We start from the raw sequence: 18,107 nt of genomic DNA, 5'->3' as shown, positions 1-18,107 counted from the left end.
CGATGGGTCCGCAGAGGTTTCCCTGAACCACCACGTTCTCCCTGATCGCGGGCAAGCCTCGTTCCTACCGGTCACTTCTCGAGTTTTTTCTCGTGGGCCGTCACCTGCTGGCACAGCTCGATCATCTGCTCGCGCATCCAGCGGTTGGCCGGGTCCTGGTCGGTGCTTTCGTGCCAGTAGAGGTGGGTTTCCAGCGGCGGCACGTCGTTGACCGGCAGGTTGAACGCCAGCAGGTCATGGCGGCGGGCGAAGCGCTCGGGCACGGTCATGACCATGTCGGTCTGCTGCAGCACTTGCGAGGCCATCAGGTAATGCTGGGAGCGCAGGGCGATCTTGCGTTGGATGCCCATCTTGCCCAGGGCCAGGTCGACGTAACCCAGGCCGCTGCGACGGCTGGAAATATGGATGTGGGTCAGCGACAGGTAGTCGTCGAGGCTGAGTTTTTCCTTGTTCGCCAGCGGGTGGCTCTTGCGCATGGCGCATACATAGCGGTCTTCCATCAGCTTGACGTGGCGGACCTGCGGGTCGGTGTTGAGCGGGGCATCGACGGCGAAATCCAGGCGGCCGGCGGCCAGTTCCTTGGTGGTTTCCCGGCGTTTGGACAGGAAACTCTCGATGATCACCGTGGGCGCCAGGCGCCGCAGGCGCTGGAACAGCGGCGGCAGGATCACTGCCTCGGTCAGGTCGGTCATGCTGATGCGGTAGGTCTTGACCGCCTGCAAGGGGTTGAAGATGCGGCTTTCCTGCACCGACACCCGCAGCAGCGAAAGGGCGTTGCGCACCGGGCCGATGATGTTCTGCGCCATGGGCGTGGGCACCATGCCCTGGGCGGTCCGCACGAACAGCGGGTCGTTGAAGGTCTCGCGCAGGCGGGCCAGGGCGTTGGAGACAGCGGGCTGAGTGATGCCGACGATTTGCCCGGCGCGGGTCAGGTTGGCTTCGGTGTAGATCGCGTCGAAGACGATGAAAAGGTTGAGGTCGACCTTGCTCAGATTCATTGCGCTGCACTCTTATTGTTAGGGGCCGGTATTGTTAGGGGCCGGAGGCTGGACTGATTGGCCTGCCCAATCAGTCAATCATATATCGGTGATGAATGTTAATACACGCCGAGAATAGGCTAGGTAAATTTTCGTAAGCTGTTCTAGCATCGGTTCCATGCCCTCAACCACCTCGCCAAGAAGGTAGCTGCCCATGGATTTCGCCTATTCACCCAAGGTTCAGGAACTGCGTGAGCGCGTGACCGCGTTCATGGACACCTATGTCTATCCGGCTGAAGCGGTGTTCGAGCGCCAGGTCGCCGAAGGCGATCGCTGGCAGCCGACGGCGATCATGGAAGAGCTCAAACTCAAGGCCAAGGCCGAGGGGTTGTGGAACCTGTTCCTGCCCGAGTCGGAACTCGGCGCCGGCCTGACCAACCTGGAATACGCGCCGCTGGCGGAAATCATGGGCCGCTCCCTGCTGGGGCCGGAACCCTTCAACTGCTCGGCACCGGACACCGGCAACATGGAAGTGCTGGTGCGTTACGCCAATGAAGAGCAGAAGCAACGCTGGCTGGAGCCGCTGCTGCGCGGCGAGATCCGCTCCGCCTTCGCCATGACCGAGCCGGACGTGGCGTCGTCCGACGCCACCAACATGGCGGCCCGCGCCGTGCGCGATGGCGACGAATGGGTGATCAACGGCAAGAAGTGGTGGACCTCGGGGGCCTGCGACCCGCGTTGCAAGATCCTGATCTTCATGGGCCTGAGCAACCCGGACGCGCCGCGCCACCAGCAGCACTCGATGATCCTGGTGCCGGTCGACACCCCCGGGGTGAAGATTGTCCGGCCGCTGCCGGTGTTCGGTTACGACGACGCACCCCACGGCCATGCCGAAGTGCTGTTCGACAATGTGCGGGTGCCGTACGAGAACGTGCTGCTGGGCGAAGGCCGTGGTTTCGAGATCGCCCAGGGCCGCCTTGGCCCGGGCCGGATTCACCACTGCATGCGTTCGATCGGCATGGCCGAGCGCGCGCTGGAACTGATGTGCAAGCGTTCGGTAAGTCGTACCGCATTCGGCAAGCCGCTGGCGCGCCTGGGCGGCAATATCGACAAGATCGCCGACTCGCGGATGGAGATCGACATGGCACGCCTGCTGACCCTGAAGGCGGCGTACATGATGGACACCGTCGGCAACAAGGTGGCGAAAAGCGAGATCGCGCAGATCAAGGTGGTGGCGCCGAACGTGGCCTTGAAGGTGATCGACCGGGCCATCCAGATTCATGGTGGGGCCGGGGTCTCCAACGATTTCCCGCTGGCCTACATGTATGCGATGCAACGTACTTTGCGCCTGGCCGACGGCCCGGACGAAGTGCACCGCGCGGCCATTGGCAAATTCGAAATCGGCAAGTACGTGCCCAAGGAAATGCTGCGCAGCGGGCATTAAAGCGATCGCGGGCAAGCCTCGCTCCTACGGAAGAATCTGTAGGAGCGAGGCTTGCCCGCGAAGCGGCCTCGATTACACCGCTGGTTTCTCTCTCAATACACCCAGACTTCCACCCGCCGATTCTTGATCCGCCCCTCGTCCGCGGTATTGGCCGCGACCGGCATCTGCGCGCCAAAACCGCGGATCTCGCGCAGTACCACACCGTTTCTCACCAGTTCCCGGCGCACGGTCATGGCTCTGAGCTTGGACAGCAGCGCCGCGCGTGCCGGATCGTTCTTGGCATCGCCGAAGCCGACCAGGGTCACGCGCTTGGCCAGCTTGTCGTGGCGCTTGAGAAAGTCCAGGACCCGTGGCAGGTCCTGGCGCGCCTTGTTGTCGAGGGTGGCGCTGCCTTCCTCGAAGCGGAAGTTCACGGTCAGGCGCTGCGCCTGCCGGGCGATGGCCTGGTAACCCTCGGGCATCTGCGGGGCGGGGGCGACACTCATGGCCAGCACCGTCTGGGCAATAAAACCGTTGGCCGCGACTATGGCCTGGCCCCTGGCGCTCTGGGCGAAACGCACCAGGGCCCTGGCCCAGGGGTTTTGCTCATCGGGCGGCAGGTAGAAGTACAGGCGCCGTGACAGTGGGTAGTCCTCGGTGGCGATCAGGCTGTCGAGGGGCAGCATCGGTTGCGAGCCGCCGTCGACAATCGCCACGGTCTTGGCCTGGCGCACATAAGGCAGGCCGATAAAACCGATGCCCTGGGGATCGCGGCTGACCGCGTCGGAGAGTCGTTCGCTGGACTCGAAGCGTTTCGCCGTGGCGCTCAGGTTCTTGTTGCGGCGTGCCAGCACCAGTTCCTTGAAGGTGTCGTAGGTGCCGGAGCGGTCATCGCGGGCGTACAGGTGAATGGCGCCGCCGACGCCGCCCAGTTCTTCCCAGGTTTTCACCTCGCCGCTGAACACCCGCGCCAATTGTTCGGTGTCCAGCCGCGCCAGCGGGTTGTGCGGGTGGAGGATGATGGCCAGGCTGTCGATGGCGATCACCTGTTCGGCGTCGGGGTCTTTCAGGTCGCCGAGGGCTTCCAGCTCCACCAGTTCGCTGTCCTTGATCGGCCGTGACGCGGCGGCGAGGTCGGCGCTGGCGTTCTTCAACGCGGCAAAGCCGGTACTGGAGCCATGCGCGGCGATCTCGACGACAACGCGCTGGCCTTGGGCACTCTGGCCGGTCACCCGACGTTCGTTGTCTTTACCCGTCGCCTCGATCCGTATGTCGAGCAAACCCTGTTCTTGCATCAGGCCCTTGACCAGGGCCGGGCCCAGCGCGGCACCGATGGTGTTGGAGCCCTGGATGCGCAGCACCGGCTGGTTGTCGCCGGCCAGGGGCAGGGCGGCGAACACCGACCAGGGCAGGGCGTAGCAGACGAAGCCGACCAGCAGCAGGAAGAGGGTTCGGCACCAGAGGTCCGGTTCACTGACGGTACAAACGCGTGACATGCGGCAATGGCCTTCTATGGCGGGAGCGAGTGCGGCGAGATTAAGTCAGGGAGGTGACGGGGATGTGACGGTTGATGGGGGTAATCGGAGCGTTCCCCTGGCTTTTCAGAATGCTCTTAAAGACCCGGCACGGCGGGCTCAGTACAGTTGAAAACTTTGTCTGGAGGGGAATTGGCGCACGCTGACTCTCGTCGTCACCAGGCGTCGATGCAGCCCTGGCTGCAATTTGCTTGTGTCAAAGGAGTATGAAATGAGTGGCTGGTTCGAGCTGAAGCAATATGGCAGCGGTGGTTTCAGGTTCTTGCTGAAGTCCAAGGACGCGCAGACCATGCTTCAAAGCGACCGTTACCCTTGTCGTGAGAGTGTCGAGGCAGCCATTGCGCTGCTCCGCAAGCACTGCACGTCCCCGGGTAGTTACGAAAAGAAGATCGCCCCCGGTGGCAAACCTTACTTCAATCTCAAGGCCGGCAAGGAGGTGATCCTGGTCAGCCACTTGTATGACTCGGAGCCGACCCGTGAGTCCGCCATCGAGGCCATCATGCAGGCTGGCACCAGCACCCGGATCGAGCTGTGTTGAGACGCTGAAGCCATAAAAAAGCCCATCTCAGGATGGGCTTTTTTGTGCCGGGCGATCAGCTCAGCTCGAGCCAGATCGGTGCGTGGTCGGAAGGTTTCTCCATGCCGCGCAGGTCGTAGTCGACCCCGGCATCCTTGATCCGTGGCAGCAGGCCGCGAGAGGCCATGATCAGGTCGATGCGCAGGCCGCGCTTGGGCTCGTCCTCGAAACCGCGGCTGCGGTAGTCGAACCAGCTGAAACGATCGGCCACCTCGGGGTTGAGGTGGCGGAAACTGTCCACCAGGCCCCAGTTCTTCAGGCGGGCCATCCACTCACGCTCTTCCGGCAGGAAGCTGCACTTGCCGGTTTTCAGCCAGCGTTTCATGTTGTCCGGGCCGATGCCGATGTCGCAGTCTTCCGGGGAAATGTTTACGTCGCCCATGACCACCAGCGGCTGCTCATTGCTGAAGCGGGTTTCCAGCAGGTGCTGCAGGTCGTTGTAGAAGCGCTGCTTGGCTGGGAACTTGGTGGGGTGGTCACGGCTTTCGCCCTGGGGGAAGTAGCCGTTCATGATGGTCACCGGGGTGCCATCGACATCGGCGAAGGTGCCCCAGATAAAACGCCGCTGGGCATCTTCATCGTCGCCATCGAAGCCTTTGTACAGGTCCAGCGGCGCCTGGCGCGAGAGCAGGGCGACGCCGTAGTGGCCTTTCTGCCCGTGGTAATGCACGTGATAACCCAGCGCCTGGACTTCGGCCAGGGGGAACTGGTCGTCCGACACTTTGGTTTCCTGCAGGCCGATGACGTCCGGTTGATGCTTTTCGATCAGCGCCGCCAACTGATGGGGGCGGGCGCGCAGCCCGTTGATGTTGAACGAGACGATCTTCATGGTCGGCAGTCCTGGCAAAACTGCGATGCTAGCCGACAAGTCGCGCGGCGGCCAGCGTGGCGGCAGGGCAGATGCGCTGCTAAGGTCCATGGGCGGTGGAACGATCATGAGCCTGAAAGGTTCGTAGCTATAACAACCGCGCAGAAGAACGCCGCCGCCCAGCGCGGCCACTTCAAGCCGGGCCCAGGGGGAGACCAATCGCCATGCCTGAAACCTCGACTGCCATCGCCGACATTCACATGCTCGACAGCGGCTACGCCCGCGAAGCCCGCTCCCTGCTGTACCAGGCTTATCGCCACGAGCCGACCTTCGCTTATCTGTTCGAGTCCGAACGCCCGGGTTACGAACAACGGGTGCGGGCCACGGTACGGGAGCTGGTCAAGCAGCACTTCATTCAGGACCTGCCGGCCATCGGCCTGTTGGTCAATGACCGGCTGATCGGCATCGCCCTGATCGCACCGCCCCAGCGTCGCCTGGGCATTACCGAGAGTTGGGCCTGGCGCCTGCGCATGGTGCTCAGTACCGGTTTCCGTTGCACCCGGCGTTACCTGGACTATCACGCCGCGGTGCTGGGTTGCCTGCCCAGCGATTCGGTGCACGTCCTGCCCTTGCTGGGGATTCATCCGCAATTCCAGGGCAGGCACTTCGGTGAGCAGTTGCTGCAGGCGGTGCACAACTGGTGCGCGGTGGACGAACACTCCCAGGGTGTGGTGCTGGACACCGGCAACCCGCGTTACCTGGCGTTCTATGAGCGCCAGGGTTATGAAGAGATTGGCGAGATCGCCGTCGGTCCGGTCCGCGAGCACGTTTTCTTTCACGCCAACCCGCAGGTTCTGCAAAGCGCGACCGGCTGAACAGAACTTTCCTCACATTTGTGCGCTCTATCGGGCTCCCAGCTCGTGATAGCATTCGCGCCTATGAAGTTTTCAGGAAGATTCACCAGCGGCTTGTTGCTGCTGTTCACAAGCTGTGCGGCACTGGCGCAAAGCGAATTGGACGTCAGGGTCAAACCCTCCAACGATGAACTCAAGGCCAATGTGGAAGGCTACATCGGCGGGGTGGGCGATCGCGACGAGGAAGCCCTGCTGCGTTTCAGCCGTGGCGCCGAGGAGCAGGCCCGCAAGGCCGCCCAGGCTCTGGGCTACTACCAGCCGCAGATTAGCAGCGAAGTCAAAGGCGGCGAAAAGCCGCGTTTGGTGCTGAATATCGATCCTGGCGAGCCGGTGCACCTGCGCAACGTCACCATCCGGGTCGACGGCCCGGCGGCCTCCCTCAAGGGCTTTCGGGTGCCCAGGAGCGACCAGCTGAAAAGCGGCGCGGTTCTCAATCACGGTCATTACGAAGACGCCAAGCGGCTGATCCAGAACCAGGCGTCGCGCTACGGCTTTTTCAGCGGGCGTTTCACCCGGCAGAAGCTGGCCGTGGACCCCCAGGCCGGGGTGGCGGATATCGAGCTGGTCTACGAAAGCGGTCCGCGTTATGCCCTGGGCAAGGTCAGTTTTGCCGGCGATACACCGTTCGACGAAGACCTGCTGCAACGCATGGTGCCGTTCAAGGCCGGTACTCCCTACGATTCCGAGTTGATCGCCGAGCTTAACCAGGCATTGCAATCGAGCGGTTACTTCGAGGGCGTGCGGGTCGACGCGGCGCCGACCGCGGCCGCCGCCGAGGTGATTCCGGTGGCGGTCCAGCTGGAAACCCGCAAGCCGCGCACCATGGGCCTGGGCCTGGGCTTTTCCACCGACGTCGGGCCGCGGGCCAAAGCCAACTGGACCCGGCACTGGGTCAACGCCCAAGGCCACAGCTACGGCTGGGAGGCGGAAGTCTCCGCGCCGCGACAGAACGTCGGCCTGTTCTACGACATACCGCTGGACCCGCCGCTGACCGACAAGCTGCGTTTTGCCGGCGGCTACCAGAACGAAGAAATCGCCAATACCGACACCCTGAGCAAGCTGCTCACCCTCGGTCCCGAGTGGCACAGCAAGTTGCCCAGCGGCTGGCAGCGAGTCATCTCGTTGAAGTGGCAACGCGAGGAATACCGCCTGGGCGACGACTCGGGCCTGAGTACCCTGTTGATGCCCGGCATCAGCTATTCCTACCTGCGCAGCGATAACCGCATCGACCCGCACAACGGCTATCGCCTGCAATTCGACAGCAAGGTGGCCAAGGAAGGGCTGGGTTCGGACACCAACCTGTTATATGGCACCGTGCTGCTCAAGGGCCTGACCACGGTGTGGGACAACCATCGCTTCCTCGGCCGGGTGCAGTTCGGTGGCAGTGCCACCAACGGTTACAAGAAGATCCCGCCGTCGCTGCGCTTTTTCGCCGGTGGCGATCAGAGCGTGCGCGGTTACGACTACCAGAGCCTGTCGCCGGAGAACTCCGACGGCGACCGGATCGGCGGGCGCTACATGGTGGCCGGCAGCGTCGAGTATCAGTACTCCATCGCGGAAAAATGGCGTCTGGCGACCTTTGTCGACCAGGGCAACTCCTTCGACAAACTTGAACTGCCGAACCTCAAGACCGGGGTCGGTGTCGGCGTGCGCTGGGTGTCCCCGGTGGGGCCGATCCGCCTTGACCTGGCCCATGCGCTGGACGATGACGGCGGCATTCGCTTGCACTTTTCCATGGGGCCTGAGCTGTGAAGCGTGGTTTGAAGATCGCGGCGCTGGCGCTGCTTGTGCTGGTGGCGGTGCTGGTACTGGCGCTGGCTTCGATACTCGGCACCCAGGCCGGCAGTCGCTGGGCCCTGGGCCTGGTGCCGGGCTTGACGGTGGAGAGCTTCGCCGGCCGCTTGGGCGGACAGTGGAGCGCCGATCATCTGCTGTGGCAGCAGGACAGCAGCCGGGTCGAACTCCAGGCGCCGAAATTCGCCTGGTCGCCGGCGTGCCTAATGCGCATGACCCTGTGCATCGAGCAACTGGACGTGGAGCAGGTCAGCCTGCAATTCCCGCCGGGCGCAGAAGAACAAAGCAGCGGCCCGATCAGCCTGCCGGATCTGCAGTTGCCTGTGGCTATCGAGCTGGGGCAGGTACGGGTCGGCAGCCTGCAGTTCAATGGCAGCGAGGAACTCAAGGGCTTGCAGCTGGCGGCGCAGTGGACGGCCAAGGGCCTGCAGATCGACTCGGTGAGCCTGCAACGCGACGACCTCAGCCTCAAACTTTCGGGCTTGTTGTCGCCCAGCGGCGACTGGCCACTGAGTGCCACCGGTACCCTGACCCTGCCGGCGCCGGGCAGTGAACCCTGGGCGCTGGCGCTGAAGGTCGATGGCGACCTGTTGAAGACCCTCAAGCTTGCGGCCGACAGCAGCGGTTACCTGCAAGGCCAATTGAGCGGTGAGCTGCAACCGTTGGCGGAGAACCTGCCGGCCGAGGTGCGGATCACCGCCGATGGCTTCAAGGCCAGCGCCGAGCTGCCCGATACCCTGATGCTCAACCAGCTGGAACTGACTGGCAAAGGCGACCTCAAGGCGGGTTACCAACTGCTGGGCAAGGCCAGCCTGCCGGCCGAGCAGGGGCCGGTGGCCCTGGCGCTGCAAGGCAAGGTCGACGCCAAGGGCGCGCAGATCGCCGCGCTGGACCTGAGCGCCAACGACAAGCAGAACCTCAAGCTGACGGGCCAGCTGGACTGGAGCCAGGGCCTGAACGCCGAAGCCAGGCTCGACTGGCTGGACTTCCCCTGGCATCGCCTGTACCCGCTGATCGAAGAGCCCGCGGTGGCGGTGCGCCGCTTCACTGCCGAGGTCGCCTACCGCGATGGCAACTACCTGGGCAACTTCAAGGGTGACCTCGATGGCCCGGCGGGGGCGTTCAGCCTCAGCAGCCCGTTCAGCGGCGACCTGACGAAAATCTTCCTGCCCCAGTTCAAGCTGGCCGCCGGCCAGGGCAAGGCCGAAGGCCACCTGAACCTGCAATTCGCCGACGGCATCGCCTGGGATACCGCCCTGGATCTGTCGGCGATCAACCCGGCGTACTGGGTCGCCGAGCTGCCGGGCACTTTGGCCGGGCCGCTGCGCAGCCAGGGCGAAATGAAGAACGAGCAACTCAAGCTCAACGCCGACCTCGACCTCAAGGGCAAGCTGCGCGGCCAGCCCGCGGTGCTGCAGGCCAAGGCCGATGGCGCTGGCGAGCAGTGGAACCTGAACACCCTGGACATCCGCCTGGGCGACAACCGCATCAACGGTTCCGGCCGCCTGCAACAGCGTTTGGCCGGGCAACTCGATATCAAGCTGCCGCGTCTCGGCCAGCTGTGGCCCGAGCTGCGTGGCCAGCTCAACGGCCGCCTCGATGTGGCGGGCACCCTGAAGGCGCCGCAGGGCAAGCTCGACCTGCAAGGCCAGCAACTGGTGTTCGCCGACAATCGCCTGCAGAGCCTCAAGCTCGATGCCAACCTGGACAGCGCGCAACGGGCGCAAATCGACCTCAAGGGGGCCGGCATCCAGGTCGGTGAAACCGCGCTGGGCACACTGACGGCCAGCGGCCAGGGCGATATCAAGAGCCAGAAGCTGCAACTGCACCTGCAAGGCCCGCAGCTCAAGCTGGCACTGGGCCTGGACGGCAAGCTGGACCAGGGCAACTGGCGCGGGCGCCTGGCCAGCGGCGATATCCAGACCGGTGGCCAGGACTGGAGGCTGCAAGCCCCGGCCAAGCTCGAATACCTGGCCGACGGCAAGCTCAACTTCGGCGCCCATTGCTGGGCCAGCGGCGATGCCAGCCTGTGTGGCGAGGATCAGCGGCTGATGCCCGAGCCCAAGTTGCGCTACCACCTCAAGCAGTTCCCGATCGACAGCCTCGCGCAGTGGTTGCCCAAGGACTTCGCCTGGAAGGGCCGGCTCAATGCCGATATCAAGCTGGACGTACCGGCCGGCGGCCCGCAGGGGCGGATCCTGCTGGACGCCAGCGGCGGCACCTTGCGGGTCAAGGAAAAGCAGCAGTGGCTGGACTTCCCGTACCAGACGCTGAAACTCGACACCACCCTCAACCCCAAGCGTATCGACACCCAGCTGGCGTTCAGTGGCGGCAAGCTCGGTGAGCTGATGCTGCAGGCGCAGATCAATCCGCTGCCGAAAAACAAGCCGCTGTCCGGCGAGTTCCGCCTCAGCGGCCTGGACCTGGCGGTGGCGCGGCCGTTCGTGCCGATGGTCGAAAAGCTCACCGGCACCCTCAATGGCAGCGGGCGCATCTCCGGCGGTCTGCTGGCGCCGCAGGTCAATGGCAACCTGGCCCTTAGTGGTGGCGAAGTTTCCGGCCCTGAATTGCCCATCAGCCTCCAGGACCTGCAATTGCAGGCGCTGATCGCCGGTGAAAGCGTGCAGTTGAACGGCGGCTGGAAGAGCGGCAAGGCCGGCCAGGGTAGCCTGAACGGCAATATCGCCTGGGGCCAGGCGCTGGTGGTGGACCTGAGCCTGAAAGGCTCGCAACTGCCGGTCACCGTCGAGCCCTATGCGGTGCTGGACGTGGCGCCGGACCTGAAGATCTCGATGAAGGACGACAAGCTGGCGATCGCCGGCAAGGTCCATGTGCCCAAGGGTGAAATCACCATCCGTGAATTGCCGCCATCGACGGTCAAGGTGTCGGACGACACGGTGATCATCGGCCACCAGACCGAGGAGGGCAAAGCACCGATGGCCATGGCGATGGACATCGATGTGGTGGTCGGCGAGGACAAGCTCAGCTTCACCGGCTTCGGCCTGACCGCCAACCTGCAAGGCCACGTGCACATCGGCGACAACATGGACACCCGTGGCGAACTGTGGCTCAACGACGGCCGCTACCGCGCCTACGGCCAGCGCCTGACCGTGCGCCGGGCGCGCCTGCTGTTCGCCGGGCCGATCGACCAGCCGTACCTGGACATCGAGGCGATCCGCCAGACCGATGACGTGATCGCCGGTATCCGCCTCAGTGGCAGCGCCGAGCAGCCGACCACGCAGATCTTCTCGGAGCCGGCCATGAGCCAGGAGCAGGCACTGTCCTACCTGGTGCTCGGGCGTCCCTTGAGCACCACCGGCGAGGACAACAACATGCTGGCGCAAGCTGCCCTGGGCCTGGGCCTGATGGGCAGCTCGAACATCACCGGCGGGCTGGCCAAGGACCTGGGAATCGACGACTTCCAGCTCGACACCCAGGGCAGCGGCAACACCACCAGCGTGGTGGCCAGCGGCAATATCTCCGAGCGGCTCAGCCTGCGTTACGGGGTGGGGGTCTTCGAGCCGGCCAACACCATCGCCCTGCGCTACAAGCTGAGCAAAAAGGTCTACCTGGAAGCGGCCAGCGGCGTCGCCAGTTCGCTGGACATCTTCTACAAGCGCGACTTCTAGCTCGTCGACAATCCAGTCCCCTTTGGCGAGGGGGCTGGTGTTCACCACGCCGCTCCTCCAGCCGGTAATTCTCCCGCCGATTCTTGACTTCAAGGCTTTCCCATTAATTAGCTTAATAGTAAGCATGCTAATTATTGTTTGGATATTGGCTGCCTAGGCAGTAACATCTCGACATACTTTCGCTGCCTAGGCAGCTAACAGGTGGTCAGATGAAGCACTTCACCCCAGACGATTTCCACAATTGCCACCTCGGGCTCTTGCTGGGCCGCGCGGCCCTGCTCAAGGACCGGATCATCGACACCCACATGGAACCCCACGGCATCACCGCCGCGCAGTTCAAGGTGCTGATCATCATGGCCCAGTTCGGCGTCGACACCCCGGCCGAGCTGTGCCGCCACCTGTCCCTGGACAGCGGTTCCATGACCCGAATGCTCGATCGCCTCGAGCAGAAGGACTTCCTCGCCCGCCAACGCTCGGAGCACGACCGCCGCCAGGTGCGCCTGGTGCTCACCGAGGAGGGCCAGAAGCTCGCCGACTGCCTGCCGCACATCGGCGCCAACGCGATGAACCAACTGGCCGGCGCCATCACCCCCGAAGAGTTGAAAACCCTGGAACAGATCCTCAAGAAAATTTTGCTGGCGGCCGGTGACCCGATCACCGTGTTGCGGGTAGGTGATAAGTAAATGAGCAGTAAAACCTTGCGTGCCCGTTTGAGCCTGGTGCTGTTGGCCATGAGCCTGGCGGGATGTGCCAACTACAGTGGCCTGACAACCGAAGGGGTGAGCCTCGATGCCAAATCCCTCAAGGCCGGACAATCCCTGAGTGGCGTGACCCTGTCGCCGGCGGCCTGGCCGAAGAGCGACTGGTGGAAGAGCCTGGGCGATCCACAGCTCGATGGGCTGATCCGCGAAGCCCTGCACGACAGTCCCGACATGCAGATCGCCAGCGCCCGGGCCCACCAGGCCAGCGCGGCGGCCTATGCCGCGGACGCGGCACGCATGCCGACCCTGGACGCCAGCGGCAGTGTCAGCCGCTCGCGCTTGTCCCGTTCGCAGGACCCGAGCGGGCAGGGCGACAACTACAGCACGATGCGCAGCCTGACAGGCAACTTCAATTACACCTTCGACCTCTGGGGCGGCCAGCGCGATACCTGGGAAGCCGCCCTGGGCCAGGCGCGCGCCGCCGAGATCGATCGCCAGGCCGCGCAACTGACCCTGGCCGCCGACGTGGCCCGGGCCTACAGCGACCTGGGCCAGGCGCATATCGTCCATGACCTGGCCACTGAAGACCTCAAGCGCACCCGGCAGATGCTCGACCTGAGCCAGAAGCGCCTGAGCTCGGGCATCGACAGCCAGTACCAGTACCAGCAGACCGAAAGCCTGGAGGCCAGCTCCGAAGCCAGCCTGATCGACGCCGAGAAAAACCTGCAGAGCGCCAAGATCGCCCTCGCGGTATTGCTCGGCAAAGGCCCGGACCGGGGCAACGAAATCGCCCGGCCGAAAGTCCTGCAGGCCAGCGCGGTGGCACTGCCGTCGGTGCTGCCGGCGGAACTGCTGGGCCGCCGTCCGGACCTGGTGGCCGCGCGCTGGCGGGTCGAGGCGGCGAGCAAGAGCATCGACGCCGGCAAGACTAACTTCTATCCCAACCTCAACCTGAGCGCCGCTGCCGGCACTCAAGCGTTGCTGGGGGACGCGATGTTCGGATCGGCCAGCCGCTTCTTCAATATCGCCCCGACCGTGTCGCTGCCGATCTTCGACGGTGGCCGCCTGCGCGCCGACCTGGATGCCCGGGACGCCGACTACGACCTGGCCGTGGCGCAGTACAACAAGAGCCTGGTGAATGCCCTGGGGGATGTCAGCGACACCCTCTCCCAACTGCGTGACATCGGTCGGCAGATCGCCGCCCAGCAACACGCTACCGACATCGCCCAGGACTCCTACGACACCGTGGTCCAGCGCTACGGCTCGGGGATCGGCAATTACCTGGACGTGCTCAGCATCGAGCAGCAATTGCTGCAGGCCCAGCGTCAGCTGGCGACCCTGAATGCCCAGCAGATCGACCTGTCGATCCAACTGATGCAGGCCCTGGGCGGTGGTTTCCAGACCGACAATCTGGCCGCGGCCGCCCCGACCCCAGCCTCGCGCACTCAATAATTCAAGGTACTCATCATGGCCACTGCCGAAACCAACAACGCTCCTGAAAACACCCCGGACACCGCCAACCCGCGCAAGCGCAAGGTCATGCTGCTGGGCCTGGTGGCGCTGATCGTCCTGGGCGGGCTGGGGGTCTTTGCCTGGTATGAACTCTACGGACGCTGGAACGAAGGCACCGACGACGCCTATGTGAACGGCAACGTGGTGGAAATCACCCCGCTGGTCACCGGTACGGTGGTCAGCATCGGCGCCGACGATGGCGACCTGGTCCACGAAGGCCAGGTGCTGATCAACTTCGACCCCAACGATGCCGAGGTCGGCCTGCAAAGCGCCGAGGCCAACCTGGCCCGCGCCGTGCGCCAGGTGCGCGGGCTGTACAGCAATGTCGACGGCATGCGCGCCCAGGTGGCGGCGCAGAAGGCCGAAGTGCAGAAGGCCCAGGACAACTTCAACCGTCGCCGGACCCTCGCCAGCAGCGGGGCGATTTCCCAGGAAGAACTGTCCCACGCCCGCGACGACTTGACCTCGGCGCAGAACGCCCTGGCCAATGCCCAGCAGCAGCTCAACACCACCAACGCGCTGGTGGACGACACCGTGGTCTCGAACCATCCGGACGTGCAGGCGGCCGCCGCGCAATTGCGCCAGGCCTATCTGACCAACGCCCGCAGCACCCTGATCGCCCCGGTGACCGGTTATGTCGCCAAGCGCACCGTGCAACTGGGCCAGCGGGTGCAGCCGGGCACCGCATTGATGGCGGTGATCCCGCTCGACCAACTGTGGATCGACGCCAACTTCAAGGAAACCCAGCTGCGTGACATGCGCATCGGCCAGCCGGTGGACATTGAGGCCGATATCTACGGCAGCGAGGTCAAGTACAGCGGCACCATCGACAGCCTCGGCGCCGGTACCGGCAGTGCCTTCGCCCTGTTGCCGGCGCAAAACGCCACCGGCAACTGGATCAAGATCGTGCAGCGGGTACCGGTGCGCATCCATGTGAATGCCGAAGAACTGGCCAGGCATCCGCTGCGGGTCGGTCTGTCGACGGTGGTCAACGTCGACCTGCATGACCAGAGCGGCCCCGTGCTGGCCCAGCAGCCGCCACAAAAGGCGTCGTTCAGTACCAGCGTCTACGACCGCCAGCTGGGCGAGGCCGATGCCCTGATCGCCCGTCTGATCCACGACAACAGCGCCGCTATCGGCAAGACCGCGCAGCGCTGATTCGCCGATCCCTCTGCTGCGGCCGTTAGCGGCCGCGGCACCTGCCTCGCTTCATAGGATTCGCGATGAGCAATAACGCCTCTTTCACGCCGCCCAGCCTGTTGCTCAGCACCATCGGCCTGTCGCTGGCGACCTTCATGCAGGTGCTCGACACCACCATCGCCAACGTGGCCTTGCCGACCATTTCCGGCAACCTTGGGGTGAGTTCGGAGCAGGGCACCTGGGTGATCACCTCGTTTGCCGTGAGCAACGCCATCGCTTTGCCGCTGACCGGCTGGCTGAGCCGGCGCTTCGGCGAAGTGAAGCTGTTTATCTGGGCCACCCTGCTGTTCGTGCTGGCCTCGTTCCTCTGCGGGATTTCCACCTCCATGCCCGAGCTGGTGGGCTTTCGTGTGCTGCAAGGGGTGGTGGCCGGGCCGTTGTACCCGATGACCCAGACCCTGCTGATCGCGGTCTACCCGCCGGCGAAAAGGGGCATGGCCCTGGCGCTGCTGGCGATGGTCACGGTGGTGGCGCCGATTGCCGGGCCGATTCTCGGCGGCTGGATCACCGACAGTTACAGCTGGCCGTGGATCTTTTTCATCAACGTGCCGATCGGCCTGTTCGCCGCCTGGGTGGTCAAGCAGCAACTGAAGGCGCGGCCGGTGGTGACCAGTCGCCAGCCGATGGACTACATCGGCCTGCTGAGCCTGATCGTCGGCGTCGGTGCCTTGCAGATCGTGCTCGACAAGGGCAACGACCTGGACTGGTTCGAATCCAACTTCATCGTTATCGGCACGCTGATTTCGGTGATTGCCCTGGCGGTGTTCGTGATCTGGGAAATGACCGACCGCCATCCGGTAGTCAACCTGCGGTTGTTCGCCCATCGCAACTTCCGCATCGGCACCATCGTGCTGGTGGGCGGTTATGCCGGTTTCTTCGGTATCAACCTGATCCTGCCGCAGTGGTTGCAGACCCAGATGGGCTATACCGCGACCTGGGCCGGCCTGGCGGTGGCGCCGATCGGTATCCTGCCGGTGCTGATGTCGCCTTTCGTCGGCAAGTACGCGCACAAGTTCGACCTGCGCTTGCTGGCCGGGCTGGCGTTCCTGGCGATCGGCCTGAGCTGCTTCATGCGCGCCGGCTTCACCAACGAGGTGGACTTCCAGCACATCGCCCTGGTGCAACTGTTCATGGGCATCGGCGTGGCGCTGTTCTTCATGCCGACCCTGAGCATCCTGATGTCGGACCTGCCGCCGCACCAGATCGCCGATGGCGCCGGCCTGGCCACCTTCCTGCGGACCCTGGGCGGCAGCTTCGCCGCGTCGTTGACCACCTGGATCTGGATCCGCCGGGCGAACGAGCACCATGCCTACATGAGTGAACACATCAGCAGCTTCGAGCCGGCCACCCGCGATGCCCTGAACTCCTTGGGCGGTGCCAGCAACCAGGCCTACGCGCAACTGGACCAGGTGCTGACCGGGCAGGCGTACATGATGTCCACCGTGGACTACTTCACGTTGCTGGGTTGGAGCTTCATGGCGCTGATCCTGTTGGTGTGGCTGGCCAAGCCACCGTTCACCGCCAAGGCCGGGTCGGCGTCGGCGGGGCATTGATGGTGCGGTAGGGCAGAGAAATTATCGCGAGCAAGCTCGCTCCTACAGGGGAGGTACCTTTTTGTAGGAGCGAGCTTGTTTGCGATAGAACGCGCAGCGTTCGCCTGGAAGGCCTCGCAAGGCCCTTCGGGCCTTATCGCAGCCTGCGGCAGCGGCTACAGGCGGGGCAATGCCTGCTGTGACGGCACGAAGTCGAAAGCCGCCAGCTGGAAACCCTGTTCATCCACCTGCAAGGCCCAGCCCTGACGGTCCCAGTCCCCCAGCACGATGCGCTTGGCGGCCTGGTCGCCGATCTGCAACTTGTGGATGGCCGGGCGGTGGGTGTGGCCGTGGACCAGGGTCCGCACCTTGAACGCCTGCATGATCCGCGGCACTTCGTCCGGGGTCACGTCGACGATGTCGTTGGCCTTCATGCGGGTTTGCGCGCGGCTTTCATTGCGCAGCTTGCGCGCCAGCTTGTGCCGGGTGCGCAGCGGCAGGTGCCTGAGGATCCACAACGAAACCGGGTTGCGCAGGTAGCGGCGCATGCGCATGTAGGCTTCGTCGCGGGTGCACAGGCTGTCGCCGTGCATCAGCAGCACCGGCTCGCCGTAGAAGTCGACCACGCTCGGGTCCTTGAGCAGGGTCGCGCCCGCGGCCTTGCAGAAGGCCTTGCCGAGCATGAAGTCGCGATTGCCATGCATCAGGAAAACCTGCGTGCCGCTGTCACTGAGCTCGCGCAGTGCCTGGCAAATGGAAAGTTGGTAGGGGGTCATGGCGTCGTCGCCGATCCAGACCTCGAAGAAATCTCCCAGGATATACAGCGCTTGCGCCGAGCGGGCACGCCCGCCCAGTAAATCCAGAAACGCCCGGGTAATGTCCGGGCGTTCCTCTTCCAGATGCAAATCTGAAATCAGCAGTATCACTCAACGATCTCGGCTTTCTCGATGATCACGTCTTCTGCCGGTACGTCCTGGTGGCCGGCCTTCATGGTGGTGGCCACGCCTTTGATCTTGTCGACCACTTCGGTGCCGGCGACCACTTTGCCGAATACCGCGTAGCCCCAGCCCTGCACGGTCTTGCCGCTGTGGTTGAGGAAGCTGTTGTCAGCGACGTTGATAAAGAACTGTGCGGAAGCCGAATGCGGCTCCATGGTGCGGGCCATGGCGACGGTGTACTTGTCGTTGGAAAGACCGTTGTCGGCTTCGTTCTGGATGCTTGGACGCTTGTCTTTCTTTTCTTTCATGCCTGGCTCGAAACCGCCGCCCTGGATCATGAAGTTACCGATGACGCGGTGGAATACGGTGTTTTCGTAATGACCGGCTTTAACGTATTCGACGAAGTTGGCCACGGTGACCGGGGCTTTCTCGGCGTTCAGTTCCAGCACGATGTCGCCGTGGTTGGTGGTCAGTTTGACTTGGGTCATGATCGGTACTCTTTATAAGGAGGAGCGTTTTCAAGGAATTCCCGGGTTCCGGGAGGCAGGCCTGGGGCCCGCGGGCCGG

The 18,107-nt window shown here is 64.0% G+C and carries 14 protein-coding genes; 9 read left to right on the top strand and 5 right to left on the bottom strand.

The window, feature by feature from the left end; translation table 11 throughout:
• Positions 1-71 precede the first annotated feature (71 nt).
• Positions 72-998, bottom strand: a complete 927-nt coding sequence (locus tag PMI20_RS22560; RefSeq protein ID WP_007929650.1) for a LysR family transcriptional regulator — start codon at positions 996-998, stop codon at positions 72-74.
• 193 nt (positions 999-1,191) lie between these two features.
• Between PMI20_RS22560 and PMI20_RS22555 the strand changes: the two genes are divergently transcribed.
• On the top strand, positions 1,192-2,421 hold the full coding sequence (locus PMI20_RS22555; protein WP_007929649.1) for an acyl-CoA dehydrogenase: 1,230 nt from the start codon (positions 1,192-1,194) through the stop codon (positions 2,419-2,421).
• 92 nt (positions 2,422-2,513) lie between these two features.
• On the opposite strand, the gene PMI20_RS22550 is transcribed toward PMI20_RS22555, so the two are convergent.
• Positions 2,514-3,896 carry a substrate-binding domain-containing protein gene (locus PMI20_RS22550; RefSeq protein WP_007929648.1) on the bottom strand — a complete coding sequence of 461 codons (1,383 nt, stop codon included), beginning with the start codon at positions 3,894-3,896 and terminating at the stop codon, positions 2,514-2,516.
• 250 nt (positions 3,897-4,146) lie between these two features.
• Between PMI20_RS22550 and PMI20_RS22545 the strand changes: the two genes are divergently transcribed.
• Entirely contained in the window at positions 4,147-4,473 is a 327-nt protein-coding gene (locus PMI20_RS22545) for a YegP family protein (protein ID WP_007929647.1), read from the top strand.
• A gap of 55 nt (positions 4,474-4,528) precedes the next feature.
• On the opposite strand, the gene xthA is transcribed toward PMI20_RS22545, so the two are convergent.
• Entirely contained in the window at positions 4,529-5,341 is an 813-nt protein-coding gene (gene xthA / locus PMI20_RS22540) for an exodeoxyribonuclease III (protein ID WP_007929646.1), read from the bottom strand.
• 203 nt (positions 5,342-5,544) lie between these two features.
• Here xthA and PMI20_RS22535 point away from each other — a divergent pair, with 203 nt between their 5' ends.
• The 7 genes from PMI20_RS22535 (at position 5,545) to PMI20_RS22505 (ending at position 16,623) form a co-directional block, all read left to right on the top strand.
• Positions 5,545-6,195, top strand: coding sequence for a GNAT family N-acetyltransferase (locus tag PMI20_RS22535; RefSeq protein ID WP_007929645.1), 651 nt, complete (start codon positions 5,545-5,547; stop codon positions 6,193-6,195).
• Positions 6,196-6,258: 63 nt separating this feature from the next.
• On the top strand, positions 6,259-7,986 hold the full coding sequence (locus PMI20_RS22530) for an autotransporter assembly complex protein TamA (protein WP_037035517.1): 1,728 nt from the start codon (positions 6,259-6,261) through the stop codon (positions 7,984-7,986).
• Positions 7,983-11,657, top strand: a complete 3,675-nt coding sequence (locus PMI20_RS22525; protein WP_007929643.1) for a translocation/assembly module TamB domain-containing protein — start codon at positions 7,983-7,985, stop codon at positions 11,655-11,657. The genes PMI20_RS22530 and PMI20_RS22525 overlap by 4 nt, the downstream gene beginning before the upstream one ends.
• Before the next feature lie 209 nt (positions 11,658-11,866).
• Positions 11,867-12,340 carry a MarR family winged helix-turn-helix transcriptional regulator gene (locus PMI20_RS22520; protein ID WP_007929642.1) on the top strand — a complete coding sequence of 158 codons (474 nt, stop codon included), beginning with the start codon at positions 11,867-11,869 and terminating at the stop codon, positions 12,338-12,340.
• Positions 12,341-13,810 (top strand): efflux transporter outer membrane subunit, encoded by a 1,470-nt coding sequence (locus PMI20_RS22515; RefSeq protein ID WP_007929639.1) that lies wholly within the window; start codon positions 12,341-12,343, stop codon positions 13,808-13,810.
• A gap of 15 nt (positions 13,811-13,825) precedes the next feature.
• Complete coding sequence (locus tag PMI20_RS22510) at positions 13,826-15,028, top strand: HlyD family secretion protein (RefSeq protein WP_007929637.1); 1,203 nt, start codon at positions 13,826-13,828, stop codon at positions 15,026-15,028.
• Positions 15,029-15,093: 65 nt separating this feature from the next.
• On the top strand, positions 15,094-16,623 hold the full coding sequence (locus tag PMI20_RS22505) for a DHA2 family efflux MFS transporter permease subunit (protein WP_007929636.1): 1,530 nt from the start codon (positions 15,094-15,096) through the stop codon (positions 16,621-16,623).
• Between the two features lie 155 nt (positions 16,624-16,778).
• On the opposite strand, the gene lpxH is transcribed toward PMI20_RS22505, so the two are convergent.
• Positions 16,779-17,528 carry a UDP-2,3-diacylglucosamine diphosphatase gene (lpxH, locus tag PMI20_RS22500; protein WP_007929635.1) on the bottom strand — a complete coding sequence of 250 codons (750 nt, stop codon included), beginning with the start codon at positions 17,526-17,528 and terminating at the stop codon, positions 16,779-16,781.
• Complete coding sequence (locus PMI20_RS22495; RefSeq protein WP_007929634.1) at positions 17,525-18,028, bottom strand: peptidylprolyl isomerase; 504 nt, start codon at positions 18,026-18,028, stop codon at positions 17,525-17,527. The genes lpxH and PMI20_RS22495 overlap by 4 nt, the downstream gene beginning before the upstream one ends.
• Positions 18,029-18,107: the final 79 nt, after the last annotated feature.

Source organism: Pseudomonas sp. GM17 (genome assembly GCF_000282175.2).
In the GTDB taxonomy this organism is placed as follows: domain Bacteria; phylum Pseudomonadota; class Gammaproteobacteria; order Pseudomonadales; family Pseudomonadaceae; genus Aquipseudomonas; species Aquipseudomonas chlororaphis.
The sequence above is the reverse complement of the archived record's forward strand: the minus strand, read 5'-3'. Positions and strand labels throughout refer to the sequence as shown.

Coding starts and splice junctions, on each gene's coding strand:
- PMI20_RS22530 (WP_037035517.1), top strand. CDS start 6,259: ATGAAGTTTTCAGGAAGATTCACCAGCGGCTTGTTGCTGCTGTTCACA.
- PMI20_RS22505 (WP_007929636.1), top strand. CDS start 15,094: ATGAGCAATAACGCCTCTTTCACGCCGCCCAGCCTGTTGCTCAGCACC.
- PMI20_RS22515 (WP_007929639.1), top strand. CDS start 12,341: ATGAGCAGTAAAACCTTGCGTGCCCGTTTGAGCCTGGTGCTGTTGGCC.
- PMI20_RS22495 (WP_007929634.1), bottom strand. CDS start 18,028: ATGACCCAAGTCAAACTGACCACCAACCACGGCGACATCGTGCTGGAA.
- PMI20_RS22560 (WP_007929650.1), bottom strand. CDS start 998: ATGAATCTGAGCAAGGTCGACCTCAACCTTTTCATCGTCTTCGACGCG.
- PMI20_RS22535 (WP_007929645.1), top strand. CDS start 5,545: ATGCCTGAAACCTCGACTGCCATCGCCGACATTCACATGCTCGACAGC.
- PMI20_RS22510 (WP_007929637.1), top strand. CDS start 13,826: ATGGCCACTGCCGAAACCAACAACGCTCCTGAAAACACCCCGGACACC.
- PMI20_RS22550 (WP_007929648.1), bottom strand. CDS start 3,896: ATGTCACGCGTTTGTACCGTCAGTGAACCGGACCTCTGGTGCCGAACC.
- xthA (WP_007929646.1), bottom strand. CDS start 5,341: ATGAAGATCGTCTCGTTCAACATCAACGGGCTGCGCGCCCGCCCCCAT.
- PMI20_RS22545 (WP_007929647.1), top strand. CDS start 4,147: ATGAGTGGCTGGTTCGAGCTGAAGCAATATGGCAGCGGTGGTTTCAGG.
- PMI20_RS22520 (WP_007929642.1), top strand. CDS start 11,867: ATGAAGCACTTCACCCCAGACGATTTCCACAATTGCCACCTCGGGCTC.
- PMI20_RS22555 (WP_007929649.1), top strand. CDS start 1,192: ATGGATTTCGCCTATTCACCCAAGGTTCAGGAACTGCGTGAGCGCGTG.